17 protein-coding genes are annotated in these 22753 nt (G+C 71.5%); 8 read left to right on the top strand and 9 right to left on the bottom strand.

Features of this window, described 5'->3' with window-relative positions; all coding sequences use genetic code 11:
* Positions 1-4 precede the first annotated feature (4 nt).
* From aztB to aztD, 4 genes are all read left to right on the top strand, one after another.
* Positions 5-901: a zinc ABC transporter permease AztB gene (gene aztB, locus AB0I16_RS17480; protein WP_363250250.1), complete on the top strand. Its 897-nt coding sequence runs from the start codon at positions 5-7 to the stop codon at positions 899-901.
* A gap of 10 nt (positions 902-911) precedes the next feature.
* On the top strand, positions 912-2150 hold the full coding sequence (locus tag AB0I16_RS17475) for a hypothetical protein (RefSeq protein ID WP_363250249.1): 1239 nt from the start codon (positions 912-914) through the stop codon (positions 2148-2150).
* On the top strand, positions 2147-3106 hold the full coding sequence (aztC, locus tag AB0I16_RS17470) for a zinc ABC transporter substrate-binding protein AztC (RefSeq protein WP_363250248.1): 960 nt from the start codon (positions 2147-2149) through the stop codon (positions 3104-3106). Before AB0I16_RS17475 ends, aztC begins: the two co-directional genes overlap by 4 nt.
* Before the next feature lie 107 nt (positions 3107-3213).
* Positions 3214-4413 (top strand): zinc metallochaperone AztD, encoded by a 1200-nt coding sequence (gene aztD / locus AB0I16_RS17465; RefSeq protein ID WP_363250247.1) that lies wholly within the window; start codon positions 3214-3216, stop codon positions 4411-4413.
* A gap of 11 nt (positions 4414-4424) precedes the next feature.
* On the opposite strand, the gene AB0I16_RS17460 is transcribed toward aztD, so the two are convergent.
* Both AB0I16_RS17460 and AB0I16_RS17455 read right to left on the bottom strand, forming a co-directional pair.
* Positions 4425-5672 carry a cytochrome P450 gene (locus AB0I16_RS17460; protein WP_363250246.1) on the bottom strand — a complete coding sequence of 416 codons (1248 nt, stop codon included), beginning with the start codon at positions 5670-5672 and terminating at the stop codon, positions 4425-4427.
* Positions 5673-5835: 163 nt separating this feature from the next.
* A complete protein-coding gene (locus AB0I16_RS17455; protein WP_363250245.1) occupies positions 5836-6207 on the bottom strand; it encodes a hypothetical protein in 372 nt (123 codons plus the stop codon).
* 242 nt (positions 6208-6449) lie between these two features.
* Between AB0I16_RS17455 and AB0I16_RS17450 the strand changes: the two genes are divergently transcribed.
* Both AB0I16_RS17450 and AB0I16_RS17445 read left to right on the top strand, forming a co-directional pair.
* Positions 6450-7367, top strand: coding sequence for an aminoglycoside phosphotransferase family protein (locus AB0I16_RS17450; RefSeq protein WP_363250244.1), 918 nt, complete (start codon positions 6450-6452; stop codon positions 7365-7367).
* Positions 7368-7530: 163 nt separating this feature from the next.
* Positions 7531-8265, top strand: coding sequence for a trypsin-like serine protease (locus AB0I16_RS17445; RefSeq protein ID WP_363250243.1), 735 nt, complete (start codon positions 7531-7533; stop codon positions 8263-8265).
* A gap of 31 nt (positions 8266-8296) precedes the next feature.
* Here the strand turns inward: AB0I16_RS17445 and AB0I16_RS17440 are convergent, their stop codons facing one another.
* Positions 8297-12457, bottom strand: coding sequence for a hypothetical protein (locus AB0I16_RS17440; RefSeq protein ID WP_363250242.1), 4161 nt, complete (start codon positions 12455-12457; stop codon positions 8297-8299).
* A 210-nt stretch (positions 12458-12667) separates the two neighbouring features.
* Between AB0I16_RS17440 and AB0I16_RS17435 the strand changes: the two genes are divergently transcribed.
* Positions 12668-13504: a PIG-L family deacetylase gene (locus AB0I16_RS17435; RefSeq protein ID WP_363250241.1), complete on the top strand. Its 837-nt coding sequence runs from the start codon at positions 12668-12670 to the stop codon at positions 13502-13504.
* A gap of 120 nt (positions 13505-13624) precedes the next feature.
* On the opposite strand, the gene AB0I16_RS17430 is transcribed toward AB0I16_RS17435, so the two are convergent.
* Both AB0I16_RS17430 and AB0I16_RS17425 read right to left on the bottom strand, forming a co-directional pair.
* Positions 13625-15937, bottom strand: a complete 2313-nt coding sequence (locus tag AB0I16_RS17430) for an FdhF/YdeP family oxidoreductase (RefSeq protein ID WP_363250302.1) — start codon at positions 15935-15937, stop codon at positions 13625-13627.
* 71 nt (positions 15938-16008) lie between these two features.
* Positions 16009-16554 carry an SRPBCC family protein gene (locus AB0I16_RS17425; RefSeq protein ID WP_363250301.1) on the bottom strand — a complete coding sequence of 182 codons (546 nt, stop codon included), beginning with the start codon at positions 16552-16554 and terminating at the stop codon, positions 16009-16011.
* Positions 16555-17259: 705 nt separating this feature from the next.
* Between AB0I16_RS17425 and AB0I16_RS17420 the strand changes: the two genes are divergently transcribed.
* Complete coding sequence (locus tag AB0I16_RS17420; RefSeq protein WP_363250240.1) at positions 17260-17997, top strand: dienelactone hydrolase family protein; 738 nt, start codon at positions 17260-17262, stop codon at positions 17995-17997.
* 36 nt (positions 17998-18033) lie between these two features.
* Here AB0I16_RS17420 and AB0I16_RS17415 read toward each other — a convergent pair whose 3' ends face one another.
* The 4 genes from AB0I16_RS17415 to AB0I16_RS17400 form a co-directional block, all read right to left on the bottom strand.
* Positions 18034-19302, bottom strand: coding sequence for an MFS transporter (locus AB0I16_RS17415; protein ID WP_363250239.1), 1269 nt, complete (start codon positions 19300-19302; stop codon positions 18034-18036).
* Positions 19293-19793, bottom strand: a complete 501-nt coding sequence (locus AB0I16_RS17410) for a MarR family transcriptional regulator (protein ID WP_363250238.1) — start codon at positions 19791-19793, stop codon at positions 19293-19295. Before AB0I16_RS17410 ends, AB0I16_RS17415 begins: the two co-directional genes overlap by 10 nt.
* Before the next feature lie 560 nt (positions 19794-20353).
* Positions 20354-21667 (bottom strand): serine hydrolase domain-containing protein, encoded by a 1314-nt coding sequence (locus AB0I16_RS17405; RefSeq protein WP_363250237.1) that lies wholly within the window; start codon positions 21665-21667, stop codon positions 20354-20356.
* A gap of 216 nt (positions 21668-21883) precedes the next feature.
* Positions 21884-22675: an alpha/beta fold hydrolase gene (locus tag AB0I16_RS17400; protein ID WP_363250236.1), complete on the bottom strand. Its 792-nt coding sequence runs from the start codon at positions 22673-22675 to the stop codon at positions 21884-21886.
* Positions 22676-22753: the final 78 nt, after the last annotated feature.

The raw sequence follows: 22753 nt of genomic DNA, 5'->3' as shown, positions 1-22753 counted from the left end.
TCGCATGGAGTGGTTGACGGCCCCCTTCGAGGCGGCCTTCGTGCAACGGGCCCTGTGGGCCGGGATTCTGGTGTCGGCGATATGCGCCCTCGCGGGGACCTGGGTGGTGCTCAGAGGGATGGCCTTCCTCGGCGACGCCATGTCCCACGGACTGCTGCCCGGCGTCGCGGTCGCCGCCCTGCTCGGAGGCAACCTGCTGGTGGGGGCGGTGGTCAGCGCGGCCGTCATGACGGCCGGAGTCACCGCGCTCGGCCGTACACCGAGGCTGTCCCAGGACACCGGTATCGGCCTGCTGTTCGTCGGGATGCTGTCGCTCGGCGTCATCATCGTGTCGCGCTCGCAGTCCTTCGCGGTGGACCTCACCGGGTTCCTCTTCGGCGACGTCCTCGCCGTACGGGAGAGTGACCTGCTCCTCCTGGGCGTGGCCCTGCTGCTGGCCCTGACCGTCTCGGCGCTCGGCCACCGGGCCTTCCTGGCCCTGGCGTTCGACGCGCGCAAGGCCCGTACGCTCGGACTGCGTCCCCGGCTCGCGCACGCCGTACTGCTCGGACTGCTGGCCCTGGCCATCGTCGCCTCCTTCCACATCGTGGGCACGCTGCTCGTCCTCGGCCTCCTCATCGCCCCGCCGGCGGCAGCCCTGCCCTGGGCGCGCGGCGTGCGCGGCGTCATGCTCCTCGCGGCGGCCCTCGGCGCGACGGCCACGTTCGGCGGGCTGCTGCTCTCCTGGCACCTCGGCACCGCGGCGGGCGCCACCGTCTCGGCCCTCGCGGTCAGCTTCTTCTTCCTCTCCCACCTGGCGTCCGGAATCCGCCACCGACGCCGTGCGCACCGCGCGGACCTCCCCGAGAAGACCCCCGCGTCCACCACGCACGCCCCCACGCCCCGACCGAACGAATCCTGAGGCGATCTCCTTGCTCGTCCGAAGAAACGCCCTGTCCCTGACACCCGCACTTCTGGCCGTGGCCCTGCTGACCACGGGCTGCGCGGGCCGGGACGACACCGGGCCCACCTCCCAGAAGCCTTCCTCACCCACCACCCCCCACGGATACGTCGAAGGAGCCGCCGAGGCCGCCGAGCAGCAGTCACGGCTCCTCCTCGGTGACCGCGCCACCGGAGACACCCGGGTGCTCGACCTGATCACCGGCAAGGTGCACGAGACCGCACGCCGAGCGGGCGTCACCGGACTCACCACGGACGGCCGCTTCGGCTACTTCCACGGCGCGGACGCCACCCACGTACTCGACAGCGGCACATGGACGGTCGACCACGGGGACCACGTGCACTACTACCGCGCGAAGATCCGGGACGTCGGCGCACTCCCGGCCGGCAGCGGGGCCGGCATCCGCAGCGACACGGGCGTGACCGTCGTGACGGACGCCGACGGCAAGGCGGACGTCCACTCCCGCGCCGAGTGGGAGAAGGGCACGATCGGTACGCCCGCCAGGCTTCCCGGCAGCTACACCGGCGCCGTGCTCCCGTACGCCGACCACCTGATAGCCCTCCGCCGGGACGGGGACGGCCCCGCGAGAGTCGTCGTGCTCGACCGCAAGGGCAAGCGCGTCGCCTCGCCCGAGGCCATGTGCGAGGACCCACGGGGCGACGCCGTCACCCGGCGGGGGACCGTCATCGGCTGCGCCGACGGCGCCCTGCTCGTCCACGAGGACGACGGGGCCTTCACCGTCCGGAGAATCCCCTACGGAGAGGACGTGCCGGCGGCGGAGCGGGCCGCCGAGTTCCGGCACCGCGCGGGCAGCACCACGCTGACCGCACGCGCAGGGAAGAACGCCGTCTGGGTCCTCGACGTGACCGAGCGCGCCTGGACCCGGGTGAAGACCGGCCCCGTCGTCGCCGCCAACACCGCGGGCGAGGGCTCACCCCTGGTCGTCCTGGAGACCGACGGAGCCCTGCACGCCTACGACACCACCGGCGGCAAGGAGACCACGGCCACCGAGCCCCTCCTGAAGGACGCCCCCGAGGCCGCGGCCGGCGGGACCGCGGCACCGGTGATCGAGATCGACCGGAGCCGGGCCTACCTCAACGACCCCGCGGGCAAGCGCGTGCACGAGATCGACTACAACGACGGCCTCCGCGTCGCCCGCACCTTCGATTTGGACATCCGGCCGTCCCTGATGGTGGAGACGGGACGATGAGCGTACGCGTACGGACGGCGCGGGCCCGCGCCCTGCTGCTGACCCTGGTCAGCTTCTGCGTCCTCGCCGGTACGGTGACCGCCTGCGCCGGCGGCGACGACCGGGCCCGGGTCGTCGTGACGACCAACATCCTCGGGGACATCACCCGGGAGATCGTCGGGGAGGAGGCCGACGTCAGTGTCCTGATGAAGCCCAACGCCGACCCGCACTCCTTCGGCCTGTCGGCCGTGCAGGCCGCCGAACTGGAGAACGCCGACCTGGTCGTCTACAACGGGCTCGGCCTCGAAGAGAACGTACTGCGGCACGTGGCCGCCGCCCGCGAGTCAGGGGTCGCCACCTTCGCGGCGGGCGAGGCGGCGGACCCGCTCACCTTCCACACCGGGGACGAGGGCGGCCCCGCCGACGAGGCCGGAGAGCCCGACCCGCACTTCTGGACCGACCCCGGCCGCGTCCGCGAGGCCGCGGGCCTCATCGCCGACCAGGTCGTGGAACACGTCGGGGGAGTGAGCGAGAAGGCCGTCCGGAACAACGCCGAACGCTACGACGGACAACTCGCCGACCTCACCACCTGGATGGAGAAGTCCTTCGCGGCCATCCCCGAGGACCGCCGCGCCCTGGTGACCAACCACCACGTCTTCGGCTACCTGGCCGACCGCTTCGGCTTCCGCGTGATCGGCGCGGTCATCCCCAGCGGCACCACCCTCGCCTCGCCAAGCTCCTCCGACCTGCGCTCCCTCACACGGGCCATGGAGGGCGCCGGGGTACGCACCGTCTTCGCCGACTCCTCACGGCCCACCCGGCTGGCCGAAGTCCTCCGCCAGGAGGTGGGCGGCGACGTGGACGTCGTGGCCCTGTACTCCGAGTCGCTGACCGAGAAGGGCAAGGGGGCCGGCACCTACCTGGAGATGATGCGCGCCAACACCTCGGCCATGGCCGACGGCCTCACCGGCGACTGACCAGGAGCCTTCCCGCCCTGCCCCGCGGTCCCCGGGCCCCTCACACACCGACCGCCCGAACCACCCCCATACCGCGCCCACCAGGGCCGGAGAGGAATCACAGGACGATGAACAAACCGACACGCGCCCGAACGCTCACCGGCACGGCCCTCGCCCTGGCGGCATCCATGGCGCTGACCGCCTGCGCCGGCAACGACGACGACGCGTTCGGCGCCAAGGCGAAGCAGGCGGCGGCCAGTGCGGCCACACCGGTCAAGGACCCGCTGGTCGCCTCCTTCGACGGGGGACTGTACGTCCTCGACGGCGAGAGCCTGAGGACGGCGAAGACCGTCGAGCTGCCCGGCTTCAACCGCGTCAACCCGGCGGGCGACAAGGACCACGTCGTCATCTCCACCGACAGCGGCTTCCGCCTGTTCGACGCGGCCCGGCAGACCTTCACCGGCGTCGAGTTCAAGGGGGCGAAGCCCGGACACGTCGTGCGGCACGCGGGCAAGACGGTCCTGTTCACCGACGGCACCGGCGAGGTCAACGTCTTCGACCCCGCCGAACTCGGTGACGGAGGCACCCCCCGTACCCGGAAGTACACCTCCGCCGAACCCCACCACGGCGTCGCCATCGAGCTGGCCGACGGCGAACTCCTCACCACCCTCGGCACCGAGGAGAAGCGGACCGGCGCCCTGGTCCTGGACAAGAACGACAAGGAGGTCGAGCGCGCCGAGAACTGCCCCGGCGTGCACGGCGAGGCCGCGGCGAAGGACGAGGCGGTCGCCGTCGGCTGCGAAGACGGCGTGCTGCTCCACAGGGACGGCAAGTTCACCAAGGTCGACGCCCCCGACGACTACGGACGCATCGGCAACCAGGCCGGCAGCGACGTCTCGCCGGTCCTCCTGGGCGACTACAAGACCGACCCCGACGCGGAACTGGAGCGGCCCACCCGCATATCCCTGATCGACACCCGGACGGCGAAGCTGCGCCTGGTCGACCTCGGCACCAGCTACTCCTTCCGCTCACTCGCCCGCGGCCCGCACGGCGAGGCGCTCGTGCTCGGCACCAACGGCATCCTCCACGTCATCGAACCGAAGACCGGAAAGGTGACGAAGAGGATCGACGCGGTGGGCGACTGGCAGGAGCCGCTGGACTGGCAGCAGCCCAGGCCCACCCTCTTCGTCCGCGACCACACGGCGTACGTCTCCGAGCCGGGCAAGCGCCGACTGCACTCCTTCGACCTGGACTCGGGCAAGAAGCTGACCTCCGTGACCCTGCCGAAGGCCACCAACGAACTGTCCGGAGTGGTGGCCGGCCACTGAGACCGACCGGTTCACGGAGAGGACGGGCGGATCTCCGGGTAGCGCACCGGCAAGGACAGCACGCCGCGGATGATCCCGGAGCCGATCCAGTCGAGTGCATCCGGCTCGGTGGCCAGTTCCAGTCCGGGGACGCGGTCGAGCAGGATGCACAGCGCGATCGTGGCTTCCAGGCGGGCCAGCGGGGCGCCGAGGCAGTAGTGGATGCCGTGGCCGAAGGCCAGGTGGCGCGCGCCGGACCGCGTCACGTCGAGTACGGCGCTACCGTCACCGTCCGGCTGCGGGGCGTCGTGCCCGGCGGAGCCGAGGGCGACGACGACCATGCTTCCGCGGGGGATCGGCACGCCGGCCAGTTCGAGGTCGCGTGCGGCGTAGCGGCTGGTGGAGCGCTCGACGGAGGTGTCGTGGCGCAGGAACTCCTCCACCGCGCCGGGCAGCAGCTCGGGCCGCCGGCGCAGGAGGGCGAGCTGGTCGGGATGGCGCAGCAGGGCCAGGACGGAGTTGCCCAGCAGATGCACGGTGCTCTCGTGTCCGGCCACGATGAGCATCATGGCGGTGCCGACCAGCTCCTCCTCGGAGAGCCGGCCGTCCTCCTGGTCGCGCACGGCCACCAGGGCGGTCAGCAGGTCGTCCTGGGGGTGGCGGCGCTTGTCCGCGATCAGCCGTGCCAGCAGCTCGTGGAGAGAGGCCAGGGCGGTGCGGTGTTCGGGCGAGGCCACGCGCAGGGCCTGGCCCGCCCAGCGGCGGAAGTCGTGGTGGTGCTGGTGCGGGATGCCGAGGAGTTCGGCGATGACGGTCGCGGGCAGCGGGGCGTTGAACGCCTCGACGAGGTCGATCTCACCGGTCGACGGCATGGCGTCGATGAGCTGGTGGGCGATCTGCTCGATGCGTGGCGCCATGTCGGTCGTGCGGCGCGGGGTGAACGCGGCGGCGGCCAGGCGGCGCAGTCGCGTGTGCTCGGGCGGATCGGCCTCCATCATCTGGGCGCCGAGGCCGACCGAGGGCTTGTTGAGGACGTAGCCGGCGGCTGCCAGGGCCTCGGCGGCCGGGGTCGAGTCCTTGAGCAGGTCGGGGTGGGTCAGTGCCTCACGGGCCAGGTCGTAGCCGACGACCAGCCAGCCCTTCAGGCCGAGGTGGAACTCGGCGGGGTGGATGGGGCCGAGCTGCCTCAGCTCGGCGTAGCGCGCGGGTGCGTCGGCCTTGAAGGCGGGATCGATGACCACCCTGGGCCTCTGCCCCGGGCACTGCTCGTGTGGGCTCATGGCGTGTCTCCCGTTTCCGCTGTCTCGGCCGTGCGCTCGTACCGACTATGCCCGACACCGGGGCGGAACAGGGGAGTTGACCTGACCGGGTCAGGACGCTCCCGGCCCGTGGGGCGTGCGCTGCGTACGTTGGCCGTTCCGGTCAGTTCCGGTCAGTTCGTGGTCAGTTCGCGTACATGAGGATCAGGCACAGAGCCGCGAACGGCACGATGGACGCGCCGAGCGACGTCAGCGCCGCGGGGACCGCCGCCGTCAGCCGCTCCTTGCCTCTGCGCCGGCCCGAACGGAACACCACGTGGGCCAGGACGAGCGGCAGGGCCACGAGGGCGAGGAAGATCAACGGAGCCAGGAACCGGCTGAACCCGGTGGTCCCGCTGTCGGTGAGCAGATGCCAGGAGGTCGTGGCGAAGACGACTGCCGTGCTGCCCAGCAGGCCGAACGAGAGAGCCGACGCCACGGCGACGGTCGCCCCTTCGGTCACCCGCTCGGCACGCGCGCGCTCCCGGCGCACTTCCGTTGTCCCGCTGTTCCCCATGCCCGCATCCCCTCAGCTGCCGCTGCGGAGACGATGATCTCACGGGCGTAACGGCTGCTGCGTCCTCACCCGCAGGGTCCGGTTCTGTGGCCCGGCGCTCGAAAGCGAGGTCGGCCCTGCTCGCTCGGAGAGGCTCCCTCTGAGGGTTAATCCTTTTGCGTATGCCGTCGGCCGGATGCTGAGGTGGCCCGGTGACCCATCACGATGGAGCAGAGGCTGTCCGACCGTTGACACTCGCCTGGGTGCACCGGCACCTCGAACCCGGCGAACGGATCGTCAGGGCCGACGCGCTGCACGGCGGCATCACCGCCGAAATGCGGAGGCTGACCATCGGCACGCGCGACGGAGACACCCGTGCCCTGGTCCTGCGGACCTTCGTCGACCCGTTCTACGTGGAGCACGCCGACGACTCGCTGAACAGGGAGGCCGGCGCCCTCACCCAGCTCGCGGACACCGACGTGCCCGCCCCTGAACTGGTCGCGTTCGATCCGACCGCCGCGCACTGCGAGTATCCGTCGCTCCTGATGACACATCTGACAGGTCGGACGGTCCTCGACGGCGAGGGACTGGAGACGCGCCTCCACCTGCTGGCCCGCCAACTCGTGGCGATCCACGCACGGCGACTGCGACCCGCCGAACGGCCCCCGAAGTACGTGACGCTGACGACCGCCGACACGGTCGTCACTCCGCAGGGTGCCGACGCGGCAGCCTGGGCCGCGGCGATCGACGTGATCCGCGGACCGGCGCCGCCTTACGTGGGGCGGTTTCTCCACCGGGACTTCCAGCCCGGGAACGTGCTGTTCACCGAGCCATCCCTCGGAGGGGCGGCAGCCCGTATCACGGGGGTCGTCGACTGGGCGGCGGCCTCCTGGGGCCCGGCGGACCTCGACGTGGCGCACTGCTCGACCAGCCTCGCGCTGCTGCATGGCCCGGAATGGGGTCTGCGTTTCCCCGCGGCGTACGAGGCGGCCGGCGGTGTGCTGGCCGCGACCGCGAGCGACCGGCTGTACTGGCAGGTGCGGGACGGGCTGGCGAGCTCGGAAGAGGTGCAGCCGGTGGCGCGGGCATGGCGGAATGCGGGCAGGACAGAGCTGACGACGCCGGTCGTGGAGGGGCGGCTGGATGCCTATGTCACCGCTCTGATGTCCGCGCTGGACTGACTCGGGCTCACCAGCACTGCTGCCGGCGCACGCGAGCTCGCGGGGGGCGGCGGAGGTCGCCGTACATCCGTCGAAATGTCGCAGGGTTTCTGTGGAACGCCTTCGCTCAACGGGGTCTCTCACTACCTGTACAGCTTGTACCCCCTGAGAGGAGTTGTTCTGCATGGTGCGTCGCGTTCGTGTATTGCTGCTGACCGCCTTGGCACTGGTCATGGCTTCGGTGATGTCGTCCGCTCCGGCCTCCGCCGTGATCGGCGGGTCGAAGGCCACGTACGGCCCGTGGGCGGTCCGCATGCTCGTCGACGGCAAACCGGCCTGCACGGGGACAGCGGTCGCCCGGCAGTGGATTCTCACGGCATCGCACTGCTTCTACGAGCAGGCGCAGCCGGTGGCCGACAGGCGGATCTCCTTCCGTGTGGGCGATCTCGACATGCGCAGGGGCACCAAGGTCCGCCCCATTCCCGGCAAGCGCGTGGGCAGCGCGCACGCCGACATGATGCTCGTCAAGGTCGACCCCATGCGGATCCGCTACGCGCGCCTGTCCAAGGCGGGCGTCCACCGCGGCCAGGCCGTGCGGCAGTACGGGTGGGGCGCCACCTGCACCACCGACGAGAGCGCCTGCCAGTCGCCCGTCCTCAAGCAGTCCGACCTGGAGGTCGTACGGCCGAACGACCCCCTGTGCGCCGGTCACACCGCGCCCGGCGGCCCTGACTTCTGCATGAAGAAGGTGCACGGGATTCCCGCCGGGGGCGACTCCGGAGGCCCCGTGATGACCGTCGGCCCGCGTGGCACCGAACAGCTCGTCGGCGTCTTCAACGGCTCCGACCGGGAGACGAGCGCCGAGGCCGGGGAGGTCTCCCAGCAGCTCTCCTGGATCCGCTCGGTCATCCGCCGCTAGGGCCCGGCCGCACTCACTCCGCGAGGCTCGATCAGCCGCGTCGCCGCCTCGGCTGAGCCTGCTCCGACCACGCTCGGGCGAACCGCTCGTGCACGGGTATCGGGACGGCTACCGCCCCGGTGCCGTCCGTGCCGGCCGCCGGGGCGGACGGCGTGGGGCGGGGGGCCTTCGCGGCGGTGAGCTCCTTGCGGACGGCGCGGTGGTGGTCGAGCGTCCAGGTGTTCCAGCGGCGGACGGTGCGATCGGCCGGGCGGTCGAGGGCGTGCAGTTGCAGGTGGAGGGCCGCCGCGTCACGGCCGACGCCGAGCGCCGCCGCGGCCTCCGCCACCAGGGCCGGGACGCTGAACAGCGGGTTCATCTCGTACTGCCCCGGCGGGACCGGGGTGACGGCGGACCGGTCCGCCAGCCGGCGCAGGGCGGTGACGAGTGCGGCGGGAGCGTCCGTGAGCCGGTCGATGAGGGCGCGTGCGCCTGCCGCGGCCGGATCGCCGACCGGGCGTTCGGCGAGGGCCCAGGCGGCGGCGGTCGCAGCGGCCCGCACCCCGTCCGCGTCCAGGGGCTCCGGGGCGCGACCGGTGAGCAGAGCGGTGGCCCAGGCCGCGGGCAGGCCGCGGTCCACGGCGAGGGCGGCGGCGTGGCTGCCGTCGTCGGTGTACGGGCCGGCACCCAGGATTCCGGCCCAGGCCGTGGCCATCCGGTCCGCGGCGGCGGTCGTACCGCCGGGTGCCCACAGTTCGGCCGGGTCCGGGGGCACGGCCGCCGCGAGCACGGTGCGCCGGCCGACGGGGCCGAGCCGCCCCTGGAGCTTCTGGTACTCCCGGACGACGTCCTGGCCCGCCTTGTACGGCTTGGTGCGGAGCATCTTGCGGTGCTCGTCGTAGTCGTCCCTGCCGGGGAAGCCGTCGAGGACCAGCGCGGCGATCGGGCGGGGCACCCCAGTGCGCCAGCGGAACAGGTCCACCGCCTCGTCCGGCACCGGCAACGGGCCGTGCTCGGCGATCAGGGCCAACAGGCCGGGCAGCCGGGTGGTGTCGTCGGTGGTGACGGTGTGGGTCTCGCACTCCTCGGCGTCGGCGGGCACCGGGTCGGCGGCGCGGTGGAGGAAGGGGACGAGGCCGCTGCGGACCGGACCGGAGGCGATCAGAGCGCCGTCCGCGCGGAGTTCGGCGATGCGCTGCTCGGGAGCGCGGCCGGTCCGCCATCCGCTGCCGGCGTCGGCGAACGGCTGTCGGCTCCACACGTCGAGCAGGGCGATGAGGGCCCGCCGTTCCTCGTCGGGGGTGACGGCCGTGGTGGCGCGCCAGGCAGCCGCGCCGATCCGGCCGGTCAGCACCGCCCACTCGGGCGGGGCGGCCGGCAGGGCGAGCACCCGGACCTCGTCCTCGATCTCGCCACGCAGATACCGGCCGTCGGCGGCGACCGCCGTGAGGAGCGCGGGCTGCGGCCGTGGCGGCTGCTCCTCGTAGGGCCGCGGTTGGGGCAGCAGGCCGCGCAGGGCGGAGGTGAGGCAGGTGTCGGGCACCGGGTCGGGCAGGTCGACGACCGGCCCGGACCGCATGACGGCGACCCGGCGGGAGACCTCCCGCCGGCGGCGCAGTACGTCGGCGGCGAGCCGGACGGCGCGCTCGACGCCGGCCCGCACCCGCGGGTCACTCACACCGGGCAGGGAGCGGGGAGCGTCGTCACCGCGCCCGGCGCCGGGGTGCAGCAGCCGGCACACGTCGCTGTCGGTGACGGTCCGCAGGGCTTCGGAGGACGCCTGGTCACGGGGGACGAGGAAGTGCCAGTAGGCGGGCGGCGGCATCGGCCCGGCCTGGTCACCGAGCGTGGCGCGGACCGGGGAGCGGTCACGGCTGCCGGGGAATCCCCGCACCTGCCAGAGCAGGGAGTTGTCCTCGGCGGCGTGGCCGCGGATGGTGGTCCCGCCGGTCATGACGGCGTCCTCCCCGCCGAGCGGCAGGGCGAGGATGCCCCAGGGGCGGCGCCCCCAGGTGCGGCTGCGGTAGGAGGCGGTGCGGCCGTCCATGGTTTCCAGCACGAATTCGCGGGGCGAAGGCCCGCCGTACGGTGTGCGGTAGTGGACCCGGCAGCCGGTGAGCCGCCCGTCCTGGCCCAGCGGAGAGGGTGGGGCGCCCGGCGGCAGCGCGGCGAGAATGCGGTGGTCGGGGAAGGGCTCGGTCCCGGGCGGGGGAGCGGTGGGACGGTGGAACGCGGGCAGCGTGCGGTCGTCGGTGAGGGTGCCCGTGTCCGGGTCGAAGCGGGCCCAGCCGTTCCTCCTCTCACCGAATACCGCGGAACTCCACAGGGCTCGGCCGTCGTTCATCTGGTAGTCGCGGTGGCCGATGCCCTCGTGGCCCCCGGGGCTCAGGACGCGTTCACCGTCGAAGCGCCCACCACCGTCCGGCGTTTCGAACTGATAGCCGAGGCCGCCCTGGATGCTGCCGCCGTAGGGGGCGAGTCCATACGTCTCCTCCGGCACGAAGGTCTCGTCGGGCCGCTCGGACCAGTAGGCGCTGTGGGGCCGCCAGTCGTTCTCATTCTCACTCCACGCGACGTGGAACTGACCGCCCACCCAGTGCACGGTGTGGGAACGGGCGGTGCCGGGGAGCTCCAGGGTGTGATCGCCGCGCCGGACGGCGTGGTCGACCGCGATGGCACGCGCTTCCCCGTACACGGTGAGCACCGGCCAGGTGCAGGTGACGTGCACGACCTCGTCCGGCCGGAACTCTGCGAGGGTCTGCTCAAGCGCGGGCCAGCCCAGCTCCTCGGGCAGTCCGGCGCGCAGGGCGCGGGCCAGCGGGCCGGTGAGGTCGAGGGCGTCGAGGGCTTCCTCGATGCCGTCCAGGGCGACGGCGGTGGGCCGGTCGAGGAGGTCGCGCAGTTCGTCGACGGCTTCGTCGGCGGCGGCGAGGCCACCGCCGCGCAGGGCGTCGAGCAGCTTCTCGACCCGGGAGTGCACCTCGGCGGCGACGCCCGGATTCCCCGGGAGCCGGCTGATGGCGGTGCCCGTACGAGGCCGGTGGGCAAGGGGTCCGAAGCGGGGCCCGGCGTGCACGGTGCCCTCCAGACGCGGCCCGAACACCGGGTCGGCGGCGAGCGCCTTGAGGTCCCGCCGTGAGCTCTCGTCCCAGAGTTCCAGGCCGACGGCGGCGCCAGGGTCCTCGACGGGGATGCTCTCGGCGAGGCAGAGGTCGAGCAGGTCCGCGTCCAGATGGGGCCAGCGGTAGCGGTCCTCGTGCAGCTGGACCGGGGTGCCGGCCGCCCGCAACAGCGGTGCGAACCGTGTGACCAGGTCGAGGAGTTCGGCCGGCATCTGCTGCCTGGTCACCCCGCCACCGGCGACAAGGCGGTGTGAGTAGCCGGCGGAATAGCGGCGCAGCCAGTCGCCGAGACCGCCCTCGGGGGCGATCCGGCCGGCCGCCGCGGCGTCGGCGGCCCCACAGCGGATGAGCAGCCGCAGCCAGGCAGCCGCGTCGCTCCTCGACTCGGGGAAAAGGTCGAGCAGCGCGGTGGCCTGGGCGTCCGTCGGAGGGTACGAGGCGAGCGGCCCGGCGGCGGCGTCGAACAGCCGGTCGGGCACGGCCTTGCCCCGGGCCGCGGCCAGCAGCTCGCCCAGCACGCGGGCCTCCTCCTCGGTGCCGAGCCCGGCGGCGCGAGCCGAGTCGCGGACCCGGCGGGCCAGGTCGGCGGGGAGCTCGCCGGGCGAGGCCACCCAGATGGCCAGCAGGCGGACGAACTCGCGGTGGGCCTCGCCGGATTCGAGAAACCCGGCCAACCAGGCGTGGTGACCGCTGAGTTCGACGGCGGGCAGGGCGCCGAACCGGGCGAAGAGCAGCACGTTCGCCCGTCGCCAGTCGGGGTCGACGGGCAACCGGTGATCGCGTTCGGCAGCACGCGCCCGGCCGTAGGCCCGGGTGGCCGAGCGGCGGTGCGTCTCCAGCAGCCAGTGGCCGATGGTGTCCCAGAACCAGGGCAGATGGTCCGCCGGCAGACCTCGGGCCAGCCGCTCCATGTCGTCCACGAACCGGCCGGGCTTCTCATGGACCCGATTCCGCTTCCGGCCGGCCTCGTCGAGCACGGCGCGCGCGGTGGACCCGGCATCCGCAGCCTGGGCGCGCGCCCAGTCGACGTAGGTCTCGGAGACGCGGTGGTTGGCGGGGAGTGGTACGGAGGTGCCGGTACGACTGGTCATACCCTGATCGTGCCAGTCGGCACTGACAACGCGGCTGCGGCCCGGTCTCCCGGCCTGGACCGTGGGAATTGTGGGGTGGCCGGCGGGGTTGCCCGACTGGGGGCCGACACCGCGGGGGAGTGCGCCAGTTGGTGAATCGATGCGTAGATCTCGTAGATCACGTAGACGTACAGAGCATATGGATACCGGATACCGCAGGAGGACTGTTTCATGACTGAACGTCGGCCGCTGACCCTGATGGCAGTGCACGCCCACCCCGACGACGAGGCGACCAGTACCGGAGGAGTCCTGGCCCGCTATGCGGCGGAAGGCATGCGCACGGTGCTCGTGACCTGTACCGACGGCGGTTGCGGTGACGGGCCGGGTGGCGTCAAGCCGGGCGACCCCGGACACGACCCGGCCGCGGTCGCCGTGCTGCGCCGCAAGGAACTCGAAGAGAGCTGCGAGGTCCTGAAGATCAGCGATCTGGAGACGCTCGACTACGCCGATTCAGGGATGATGGGCTGGCCCGGCAACAACGCCCCCGGCGCCTTCTGGCAGACCCCGGTGGAGGAAGGCGCGGCCCGCCTCGCCGCACTCATGCGGCGCTACCGGCCCGATGTCGTCGTCACCTACGACGAGAACGGCTTCTACGGCCACCCCGACCACATCCAGGCCAACCGCATCACGATGGCGGCACTGGAGATGACCGAGCTGACACCGAAGGTCTACTGGACCACGATGCCGCGCTCGGCGATGCGGCGGTTCGGTGAGGTCATGCGCGAATTCGGCGAAGAGATGCCGGAGCCGGACCCCGCCGAGGCCGCCGCACTGGCCGAGATCGGCCTTCCCGACGACGAGATCACCACGTGGGTGGACACCACCGCGTTCAGCGGTCAGAAGTACGACTCGTTGGCCGCGCACGCCAGTCAGGGCGAGAACATCTTCTTCCTCAAGATGGGCAAGGAGCGTTTCGGTGAGCTGATGGGGAGGGAGACGTTCGTACGCGTGAAGGACACCACCGGCGCGTCGCTGCCCGAGGACGACCTCTTCGCCGGCCTGCGCTGACCGCCCCCCCACGAGGGGAAACGCGGGGCCCGCCGCCGTCGCGCGGCGGGCCCCGCCGCGGTCGTGCCCCCGGCAGCCGGTTCGGCAGGCAGGCGGGCCGGTCAGGCGGGTGTGCGCCGGTCAGACGGGTGTGGGCCGGGCTCGGTCGAGCGTGGGTTCGAGGCGGACGACGATGCCCTTCGACGTCGGCTGGTTGCTGATGTCGGCGACGCTGTCCAGCGGCACCAGCACGTTCGTCTCCGGGTAGTAGGCGGCGGCCGAACCCTTCGCGGCGGGGTACGGCACGATCTCGAAGTCCTCGGCCCGGCGCTCGGTGCCGTCCGCCCAGACGCTCACCAGGTCGACCCGGTCACCCTGGGCGAGGCCGAGTTCGGTCAGGTCGGCGGGGTTGACGAGCACGACGTGACGACTGCCGTGGATACCGCGGTAGCGGTCGTTGTTGGTGTACGGAATGGTGTTCCACTGGTCGTGCGAGCGCAGCGTCTGCAACAGCAGGTGGCCCTTCGGAGCCCGGGGGACGACTCGCTCGTTGCGGGTGAACAGGGCCTTGCCGACCTTGTTGTTGAACACACCCTCGTTGACGGGGTTGGGCAGTTGGAAGCCACCCGGGCGGGACACCCGTGCGTTGTAGTCGTGGAAGCCCGGCACGACGCGGGAGATGCGGTCGCGGATGGTGCCGTAGTCACCCTCGAAATTGACCCAGGGGATGTCCGCCTTGCCGTCCAGGGTAAGGCGGGCGAGCCGGCACAGGATGGCGACTTCGCTGAGCAGCAGTGGCGAGGCCGGCTCCAGACGGCCCTGGGAGGTGTGCACCTCGCTCATGGAGTTCTCGACGGTGACGAACTGCTCGCCGTCGGCCTGCACGTCACGCTCCGTACGCCCCAGGGTGGGCAGGATCAGCGCGGTGTCGCCGCAGACGGTGTGCGAGCGATTCAGCTTGGTGGAGATATGGGCGGTCAGCCGGCACGAGCGCATCGCCTCCTCGGTGACCTCGCTGTCGGGAGCGGCCCGGACGAAGTTGCCGGCCAGCGCGAGGAAGACCTTGACGCGCCCCTCGCGCATCGCCCTGATCGAATTGACCGAGTCGAGGCCGTGCGGGCGCGGCGGATCGAACCCGAACTCCTTCTGCAGGGCGTCGAGGAAGCTGTCGGGCATCTGCTCCCAGATGCCCATGGTGCGGTCGCCCTGGACGTTGCTGTGACCGCGCACCGGGCAGGCGCCGGTACCGGCGCGGCCCAGGTTGCCGCGCAGCATCAGGAAGTTGACGATCTCGCGGATGGTGGGCACGCCGTGCTTGTGCTGGGTGATACCCATCGCCCAGCAGACGATGACACGCTCGCTGCGCAGGACCTCGTCGCGGACCTTCTCGATCTCCTCGCGGGTCAGCCCGGTCGCGGCACGCACGTCGTCCCAGTCGACGGTGCGGGCGTACTGGGCGAACTCCTCGAAACCAGTGGTGTGTGCGTCGATGAAGTCGTGGTCGAGGACGGTGCCGGGCCGGGCGTCCTCGGCCTCGATCAGCAGACGGTTGAGGGCCTGGAACAGGGCGAGGTCACCGCCGGGCTTGATGTGCAGGAAGCGGTCGGCGATCTGGGTGCCGCGGCCGATGACACCGCGGGGCTTCTGCGGGTTCTTGAAGCGCCGCAGCCCCGCCTCCGGCAGCGGATTGACCGCCACGATCCGGCCACCGTTGCGCTTGGCCTCCTCCAGGGCGGAGAGCTGACGGGGATGGTTGGTGCCCGGGTTCTGCCCGACCAGGAAGATGAGGTCGGCGTGGTGCAGGTCGTCGAGACCGACGGTGCCCTTGCCGGTGCCCAGGGTCTCGCTCAGGGCGAAGCCGCTGGACTCATGGCACATGTTGCTGCAGTCGGGCAGGTTGTTGGTGCCGAAGGCACGGGCGAAGAGCTGCAGGACGAAGGCGGCCTCGTTGCTGGCACGGCCGGAGGTGTAGAAGACGGCCTCGTCGGGAGAGGCCAGCGCCTTCAGTTCCCGCGCGAGGACGCCCAGGGCGTCGTTCCAGCCGATCGGCTCGTAGTGATCGGAGCCGGGCCGCTTGATCATCGGCTCGGTGAGCCGTCCCTGCTGGTTGAGCCACATGTCGGAACGGGCGGCGAGGTCGGAGACGCTGTGCTCACGGAAGAAGTCGGCGGTGATCCGGCGTGTGGTGGCCTCGTCGTTGATGTGCTTGGCGCCGTTCTCGCAGTACTCGTTGCGATGGCGCTTCCCCGGGGCCGGGTCCGCCCATGCGCAGCCGGGGCAGTCGATCCCGCCCACCTGGTTCATGGTCAGCAGGTCCACCCCGGTCTTCCTCGGGGAGGTCTGCTCCAGGGAGTACTCCAGCGCGTGCACGACGGCGGGGACCCCGGCGGCCCACTTCTTCGGCGGTGTCACGGAGAGGGTGGACTCCGGCTCCTCGCCGGACGGGTTCTGCATCGGTTCGCCTTTCTCGTTCCGTTCCGTGTGCGGCACGTCCGTGTACGGCACGTCCGTGTTCGGCACGCCGCTCAGCCGACGGGCCACTGGGCCACGCGGCTCCTGGGCGGTTCCGGGTGATCGTGCTGCACGCGGCCGTTGCGGATGGTGCTGCGCCAGGCCCCGCCCTCCTGGCCGAGGCCCTCGATGAACCGCTTGAAGTTCAGCAGCTCGCCGCGCACCAGCCGGGCGGTCAGCCGCGTCGCCCCGGACGAGCGGGTGAGGAGCCTCGCGCCCCCGCGCGGTTCCAGGAACATGCGGACGGTGACGGCGGTGGCCGCCGTACCGCCGGCCCCCGCCACCGGCCGGAACTCGACCTCGCCCTGGTGGGAGGGGTTCTGCTCCAGACCGCGCCAGACCAGGTAGGCGTCGGGGTCCTGCTCCACGATCTCGACCGCGAAACGGTGGCGCAGAGGGCCGTAGCCGATGGTCCAGGCGGTCACGGTGGGCCGGATCTGCTCGACTTCCTGTACGACGGCCGAGAAGCGCGGAAAGGTCTTGAACTGCGTCCACTGGTTGTACGCCGTCCGCACCGGCACCGCGACCTCCACCGTCTCCTCGACGTGCTGCTCCCGCAGTGGCCGCCGCCGCGTGACGCGGTCATCGTCGGTGCGAGCCTCCGGCGCGCCCGACGACGTCCTCGGTGCGTCCGGTGCGTTTGCCGCATTCGCCGCATTCGCCGCATCCGTTGTGTCCGGCGTGTCCGGCCTGTCGGGTACGGTCGGCCGGTCGTCGTCTTCGTGCGCCATCGTGGTCTCTCCTCCGGGCAGGGAGCCGGGCATCCGGCCGCCCGGCCTCCGCTCGCGCGTCAGCCTCGTCTTCCGGTACCCACATCGTGAACTTCGAGTCACCGTGTCGCGTCCGCGTCCCGCGCGATCGGCCTATCCGGGGGCGACCGGCCCGGTCCGTCGTGGTGCGGCGCCGCGCGGTGGCAGGCGGCGGCCACGCTCCGGCCGGTCGGCGGTCGGCGACCGGGACCGCCGACAGCCCCTCTGCCACGCCGGGCAGCGGGGTACATCCAGTTTCACCCGCGGCATGTCCACCCGCCACTCACAGTGACCCATGTGACGCCACCGCGGCGGGGACGTAGGGCATCTCGGGCTCGTTCGAGTACAAGGGACGCGACGCGACCATGGGCAGCTCGTCCGGCCGACCGTCGACGTCCAGGGGCAGGGTCAACGGGGGCTGGCCGCACCCGGGAGAGGCCGACCGGTGGCCGCGCTGCTCTGCCAGCAGCAGAACATCGGCCGGACCGAGCCCGACGATCACTACAGTCCCGCCTCATGACGACGATCACGACGCATACGGTCGAGTATCCGGCCGACGGTTTGACGATGATCGGGCACCTCGCGCTCCCGGCCGGTACCGGCCGCAGGCCCGCGGTGCTGCTCGGACCGGAGGGCACGGGGCTCAGCGACGTCGAGCGCCGCCGCGCCGATGCTCTTGCCGAACTGGGTTATGTCGCGCTGGCCTTCGACCTCCACGGCGGGCGCTATGTGAGCGACCCCGAGGAGATGCTGGCCCGTTGCCTGCCGCTGCTCGATGACCCCGACCGGATGCGGGGCATCGGCCATGCGGCGCTCGACGTGCTGCGCGCCGAGCCGCGGACCGACCCCGACCGGATCGCCGCCGTCGGCTACGGCACCGGGGGCGCCATCGGGCTGGAACTCGGGCGCGACGGCGTCGACCTGCGCGCCATCGCCACAGTCAACGCCACTGTCGCGGGCCGACCGGGCGAGGCGGCGCGTATCCGCTGCCCGGTGTGGGCCGGGGTCGGATCGGAGGACCCGATCATGTCGCCCGCGCAACGGGAAGCGTTCACCGCCGAGATGCAGGCCGCGGGCGTCGACTGGCGCCTCACGGTCTACGGCGGCGCCCTGCACGCCTTCCACCATCCGCCGGTCGACCATCCCACGGTCCCCGGCGTCGGCCATCACCCGCAGCACGCGCAGCGAGCGTGGCGCGACATCGTCGGCCTGCTCGCCGAGTGCCTGCCCGTGCCGGAGGAGCAGAGGGCGTGACCCGGGCGAACAGGCCGGCTCCGAGCTTGGACGGCGTCATGCGCTGACCCGGGCGGGCGCGGTGGGGTCCTGAACGCCGCGATGGCCGGCGGAGTGGCGCAGGTCCGCCGTGGTGGCGCCCACCACGGCGACGGCACCGAGGCAGAGCAGACCACCGCTGACGAGGGCCGCAGCCCCCGACGTGGCGTCTGCGACGAGGCCGCCGCGCAGGTTGCCGATGTCGGGCCCGGCCTGCCCGACGATCTGCTCGGCAGCGCTGACGCGGCCGAGCAGTTCCTGGGGGGTGTGCGTCTGGACGACGGTGCTCCGGGAGACGACGGAGACGGTGTCGGCGGCGCCGACTACGACGAGGAGGACCGGGCCCACCCAGGGGCCGGGTGCCATGCCGAACAGCGTCAACGCCACTCCCCAGGTCGCGGCTCCGCCGAGCACGACCAGGCCGGGGCGGGGCAGCCGGGTGAAGGCTCCCGAGAAGAGGGATGCCACGACGCCGCCGACGGCTATGGCGGTGAGGAACAGTCCGAGTGTCCGCGGGTTGCCGCCGAACCGTTCGGCGTTGACCAGGGGGAACAGGCTGATGGGCATCGACAGCACGGTGGTGGCAAGGTCGATGAGGAGGGCCCCGCGGATGACGGGAGTGCGGCCCAGGAAGGCCAGACCGTCCAGCACTCCGCGCAGGCCGGGCCGTGCGGGCTCCTGCCCGGGGTTCATCTGCGGCAGGCGGAACGCACCGTAGAGCGCGGCGAGGAACGTGAGGGCGTCGATCAGGTAGCAGGCGCCGACTCCGAGTCCGCCCACGATGACTCCGCCCAGAGCGGGACCGAGCAGCATGGCGCCCTGGAAGGCGATGCGCCCCAGTGCCAGTCCCGCTGCCAGTTGATGCTCGGGCAGGAGATACGGAACGAAGGTGCGCGAGGCCGGGCCGCCGCCCGCGACGAAGCAGGACTGGAGTGCGACCGGCCCCAGGACACCGGCGACGGGAAGGCTCCCGAGGAAGCCCTGGAGCGCGAGGAGGAGCGAGCACACGGCTTGTCCGCCGGTCATGAGCAAGGAGAACTTCCGGCGGTCCACCCGGTCGACGAGTGATCCGGCGAACAGTCCGAGCGCGACGAGCGGAATCGCCTGCGCCAGCCCGACGGCGCCCGTCCATGTGGGGCTCTCCGTCATCTGCCAGACCTGGAACATGACGGCGACGAGTGTCATCTGACTGCCGAACCCGGACAGGACCTGGCCGATCCATAAGCGCCGGAACGGCGGTGACGACCGTAGCGGAGTCACGTCGATCAGCGTGTGCCTCAGCCCCACGCGGGATCCTCGGCCAGCTTCTCGGCGATCCGGTCGTGGAAACTCCTGTGCTCAAGAGCCCGCTCGATATCGGTGACGACCTGGGAGAGCGGATAGGGGATCTCGGCTTCGAGATCTGCGAGGGCGGCCTCGGTGGCCCGCCATTCCGCCGCCAGACGATCGACGACGTCGCGTGCTTTGTCGGTGAGCGTCACCTTCTTGGTACGCGCGTCATCACCCACGACGGTCCGAACCCAGCCGGCCGTGCGCATGGCGGCGACCTTCTGGCTGAGTGCCGAATGCGTACGGTGCACCGACTCGGCCAGTTCCGCGATGGTCATGGGCCCCCGGGCGTGGAGCTGCAGCAACTCCATGACGAAGCTGGGCTTGAGCCCGTCGATCTGTTGCTCGGAGTAGATCCGGGCGATGTCGGCGTCCATCGATGCCTGGAGCAGCCGCAGGGGCCGCCAGAGGCTCTGCTGCGTCGGGTCGAGCGCACGGGGGTCAGCCATGAGCGCATCGTAACAGTGCTTATGTAAGTGCTGTTGCTTTTGGCTGCCCAGCCTGCGAGCAGCGCGCGCACCCACTCGTCCTCGCGTTGCACGGATTTCACGTCACGGTGGTCGAACGCGCCCCGCAGGTCCGTGGCGATGGTGGACGCCGAGGGCAGGCAGTACGCAGCCGCGCAGGACAGTGCGGAGTACCTCTTCGGCGACTCCATCTCCGCGGTGGAACAGGACTGACCCGACTGCCCGACTACGCACCACGCTGACCTGCTCGGCGCTGGGGCGAAGGAGGGAGCGCGGCGCCCCAGCGGCAGTGTCAGCGCCAGTGGTTGTCGCTGGTGTGGTCGCTGCCGAGCCAGCGGGAGAGATCGGCGTGCGCCGTCGCGCACGGCTGCCGGGCACGGCGACACCGACCGAGACCGACGCCTCGGCGGGTGGGGCTTTGGTACGGGAGGCGCTTGGGGGCCAGGAGGGGACCGGGGTCCGGAAGGCTCGCACGGGAGGCCGCCGATCAAGGCGTCACATCGGTATCGGCATCCAGGCGCCGTGTCCTGAGCCGGGCGCGATCACGGGGCGATCGGACTGCCGGCCGTCCGGACGTCCGGTGGCTGAGAATTACCTGTCCTCGACCGCCGTTCCGCGTCACCGGTGCCACCTCCACAGAATGCAGTCTCGGCGGCGGCGTCCTCCAGGCGCTGCTCGCCCCAGTCACCATTGCGGTTGATGGTCATGACGTGCCGACCGTCCGCCGTGGCGAGAGTCCGGGTCGCGGACCCGGGGATCATGCCGCCGTGGCCCCACGCCCAGCAGCCCTCCGCAAGCTGGAATCGTCGTATGCCGAGGCCGTAGACATCGCTCGGACCGCCGTGCCCCTTGTCCCCGTCGACGGCGACCGCGTCGAGCAGCTGCCGTTGCTGGGCGGGCGGCAGCAGCTCACCGGCCAGCAGGGCGGAAAGGAAGGTGTTGACGTCTTCCGTGGTCGAGATCATCTGTCCGGCGGCGAAGGCCACCGAAGGGCTGAACTCCGTGACATCGTGCACCCGTGCCTTCGGCCCGTCCTCGAACAGTGTGGAGTAGTGCACTGCGTGCGGTGAGGGCAGTTCGGGCGACAGGCCCGGGACGCTTGTGCCATGCAGGCCGAGGGGGTTGATGACGAGGCGCTCCATGGCTTGTCTGTAGGTGCCGCCCGTGGCCTTCTCAATGATCATGCCGGCGAGGATGTAGTTGGTGTCGGAGTAGTCCCACCGGCCGGGCTTGCCGGGTCTGCTGCCCTGCTCCGGCTGGAAGTCGGGCGGATGGGCAAGCGCGATCTCCACCAGTTGGCGAGGGGTCCACACGACGTGGCGGTTCCGCTCGAACCCCTTGGCCGCGTAGCGGGCGCGAAAGCCCTGGTCCGTGTTGTAGTCGAAGATGCCGCTCGTGTGGTTGAGCAGGTGCCGCAGGGTGATGTTCCCGGGCCGGTAGCCCTTGCCGCGCACCACGCCGGGCAGCCATTTCGCCACGCTGTCGTCCAACGACAGCTTCCTCTCCGCTTCCAGTCCGAGCAGCACCGCGGCCGTGAACGTCTTGGTCACGCTGGCGACGCGGAACCTCTCACGCGCGTTTCGTGGTCGTTCGGAAGCGAGGTCCGCGACACCGGCCCGGCCGTTCCACACCCCGTGTGCGTCTCGCACCTGGGCGATGACACCCGGCGTACCCTGGGCGACGATCTCGTTCAGCACGGTCTGTGTCGGCGCGTGCGTGGCCTGGCGGGCCGGACGTAACGGGTGCGCGGGCCGTTCGCGTGGACCAGCCGATGGGGCGGTGGCCGCGAGTGCTGTCACGCCGATGATGACGACAATGGCGGCGGTCAGACGGTGTACCAACTTTCCATGGCTCATGCGAACAGCTCATCAAGCAGCCCACACCCTGCACTATCGGGAATCACCCGGAAACGGGTGGGGGACATGCCCTAGGGGTGGGGGACGTGGCCTGGGGGGCAGCACCGCGGCCCGACCCGTCAGTCTGGACAGCACTGCGAGCAGGGCCTCACGCCGCTGGTGGGGCCCACCCGAGCGCGGCTACGCAAGCTCTGACGCAAAGCGCCTTGGAATCGGTCAGCTCGTGGCGGTCCGGTCGAGGAATTCGCTGATGAGCTTCAGCCAGTGCTGCGGCTGCTCGACGAACGGCAGGTGCCCCGTGGCGATTTCGGCGGTCTCGGCGCCGGGGATGGCGACGGCCAGTTCACGCTGCAGGGCCGGGGAGACGAGCGGGTCCGCGGTGGTGACGATGGCGAGGGTCGGTGCCGTGATGAGCGGAAGGTCGCTGCGGACGTCGATCCTGCGCACCAGGTCCACCTGACCCGGAGTTCCGGCCGGCAGGGTGTGGGCGAGCTGCTCGGTGGCGGTGCGGACCTGATCGGGGGTCAGTGCGTTGAGGGCCGGTTCGCCGAACGTCATCAGGTTCAGATAGGCGGCGAGCGCGGTGTGCTGGCCCGCCTCGTAGAGCTGCTGCCAGATGGAGGCGGCCAGCTCGGTGCGGGTATCGGCGTACGCGAACGTCGCACTCAGTACGAGTGCGCTGACGCGCTCCGGGTGGCGCGCGGCGAGGCGGATCGCGAGCGGGCCACCGAGTGAGTACCCGCTGACGGCGAAGGTGTCGAGCCCTTCGGCGTCGGCAGCCGCGATGAGCTGGTCCACAACGTCATCGGCGTCGAGTTGCCCCTGTGCCGCCGGCGTGGCGCCGGAGCCGGGGTAGTCGACACCGACCACGGTGTGCCGCGCGGCGAGCCCGTCCATGATCGGTCCGTAGTTGGCTTCGATGCCGCCGCCGGCGCCGTGGGCGAGCAGGAGGCCGGGCCCCTTGCCTCGGACGATACGAGCGAAGGCGGCCGGGGTCGACGTGGTCATCACAAGGTTCCTTCCAGAAGTGGAGCGCTGACTGCCGCGCCCAGCATCTTTATCGATCGCTAAAGCTGGGCGAGGTGA

Origin of the sequence: Streptomyces sp. NPDC050703, assembly GCF_040654435.1 — a bacterium.
In the GTDB taxonomy this organism is placed as follows: Bacteria; Actinomycetota; Actinomycetes; order Streptomycetales; family Streptomycetaceae; genus Streptomyces.
This window is presented reverse-complemented; position numbering and strand designations above follow the sequence as displayed.

What these genes read in the sequence shown, in the direction of transcription:
- aztB (WP_363250250.1), top strand. Translation starts at nt 5, where the DNA reads ATGGAGTGGTTGACGGCCCCCTTCGAGGCGGCCTTCGTGCAACGGGCC.
- aztC (WP_363250248.1), top strand. Translation starts at nt 2,147, where the DNA reads ATGAGCGTACGCGTACGGACGGCGCGGGCCCGCGCCCTGCTGCTGACC.
- aztD (WP_363250247.1), top strand. Translation starts at nt 3,214, where the DNA reads ATGAACAAACCGACACGCGCCCGAACGCTCACCGGCACGGCCCTCGCC.
- AB0I16_RS17460 (WP_363250246.1), bottom strand. Translation starts at nt 5,672, where the DNA reads ATGAGCCCACACGAGCAGTGCCCGGGGCAGAGGCCCAGGGTGGTCATC.
- AB0I16_RS17455 (WP_363250245.1), bottom strand. Translation starts at nt 6,207, where the DNA reads ATGGGGAACAGCGGGACAACGGAAGTGCGCCGGGAGCGCGCGCGTGCC.
- AB0I16_RS17445 (WP_363250243.1), top strand. Translation starts at nt 7,531, where the DNA reads ATGGTGCGTCGCGTTCGTGTATTGCTGCTGACCGCCTTGGCACTGGTC.
- AB0I16_RS17440 (WP_363250242.1), bottom strand. Translation starts at nt 12,457, where the DNA reads ATGACCAGTCGTACCGGCACCTCCGTACCACTCCCCGCCAACCACCGC.
- AB0I16_RS17435 (WP_363250241.1), top strand. Translation starts at nt 12,668, where the DNA reads ATGACTGAACGTCGGCCGCTGACCCTGATGGCAGTGCACGCCCACCCC.
- AB0I16_RS17430 (WP_363250302.1), bottom strand. Translation starts at nt 15,937, where the DNA reads ATGCAGAACCCGTCCGGCGAGGAGCCGGAGTCCACCCTCTCCGTGACA.
- AB0I16_RS17420 (WP_363250240.1), top strand. Translation starts at nt 17,260, where the DNA reads ATGACGACGATCACGACGCATACGGTCGAGTATCCGGCCGACGGTTTG.
- AB0I16_RS17410 (WP_363250238.1), bottom strand. Translation starts at nt 19,793, where the DNA reads ATGGCTGACCCCCGTGCGCTCGACCCGACGCAGCAGAGCCTCTGGCGG.
- AB0I16_RS17405 (WP_363250237.1), bottom strand. Translation starts at nt 21,667, where the DNA reads ATGAGCCATGGAAAGTTGGTACACCGTCTGACCGCCGCCATTGTCGTC.
- AB0I16_RS17400 (WP_363250236.1), bottom strand. Translation starts at nt 22,675, where the DNA reads ATGACCACGTCGACCCCGGCCGCCTTCGCTCGTATCGTCCGAGGCAAG.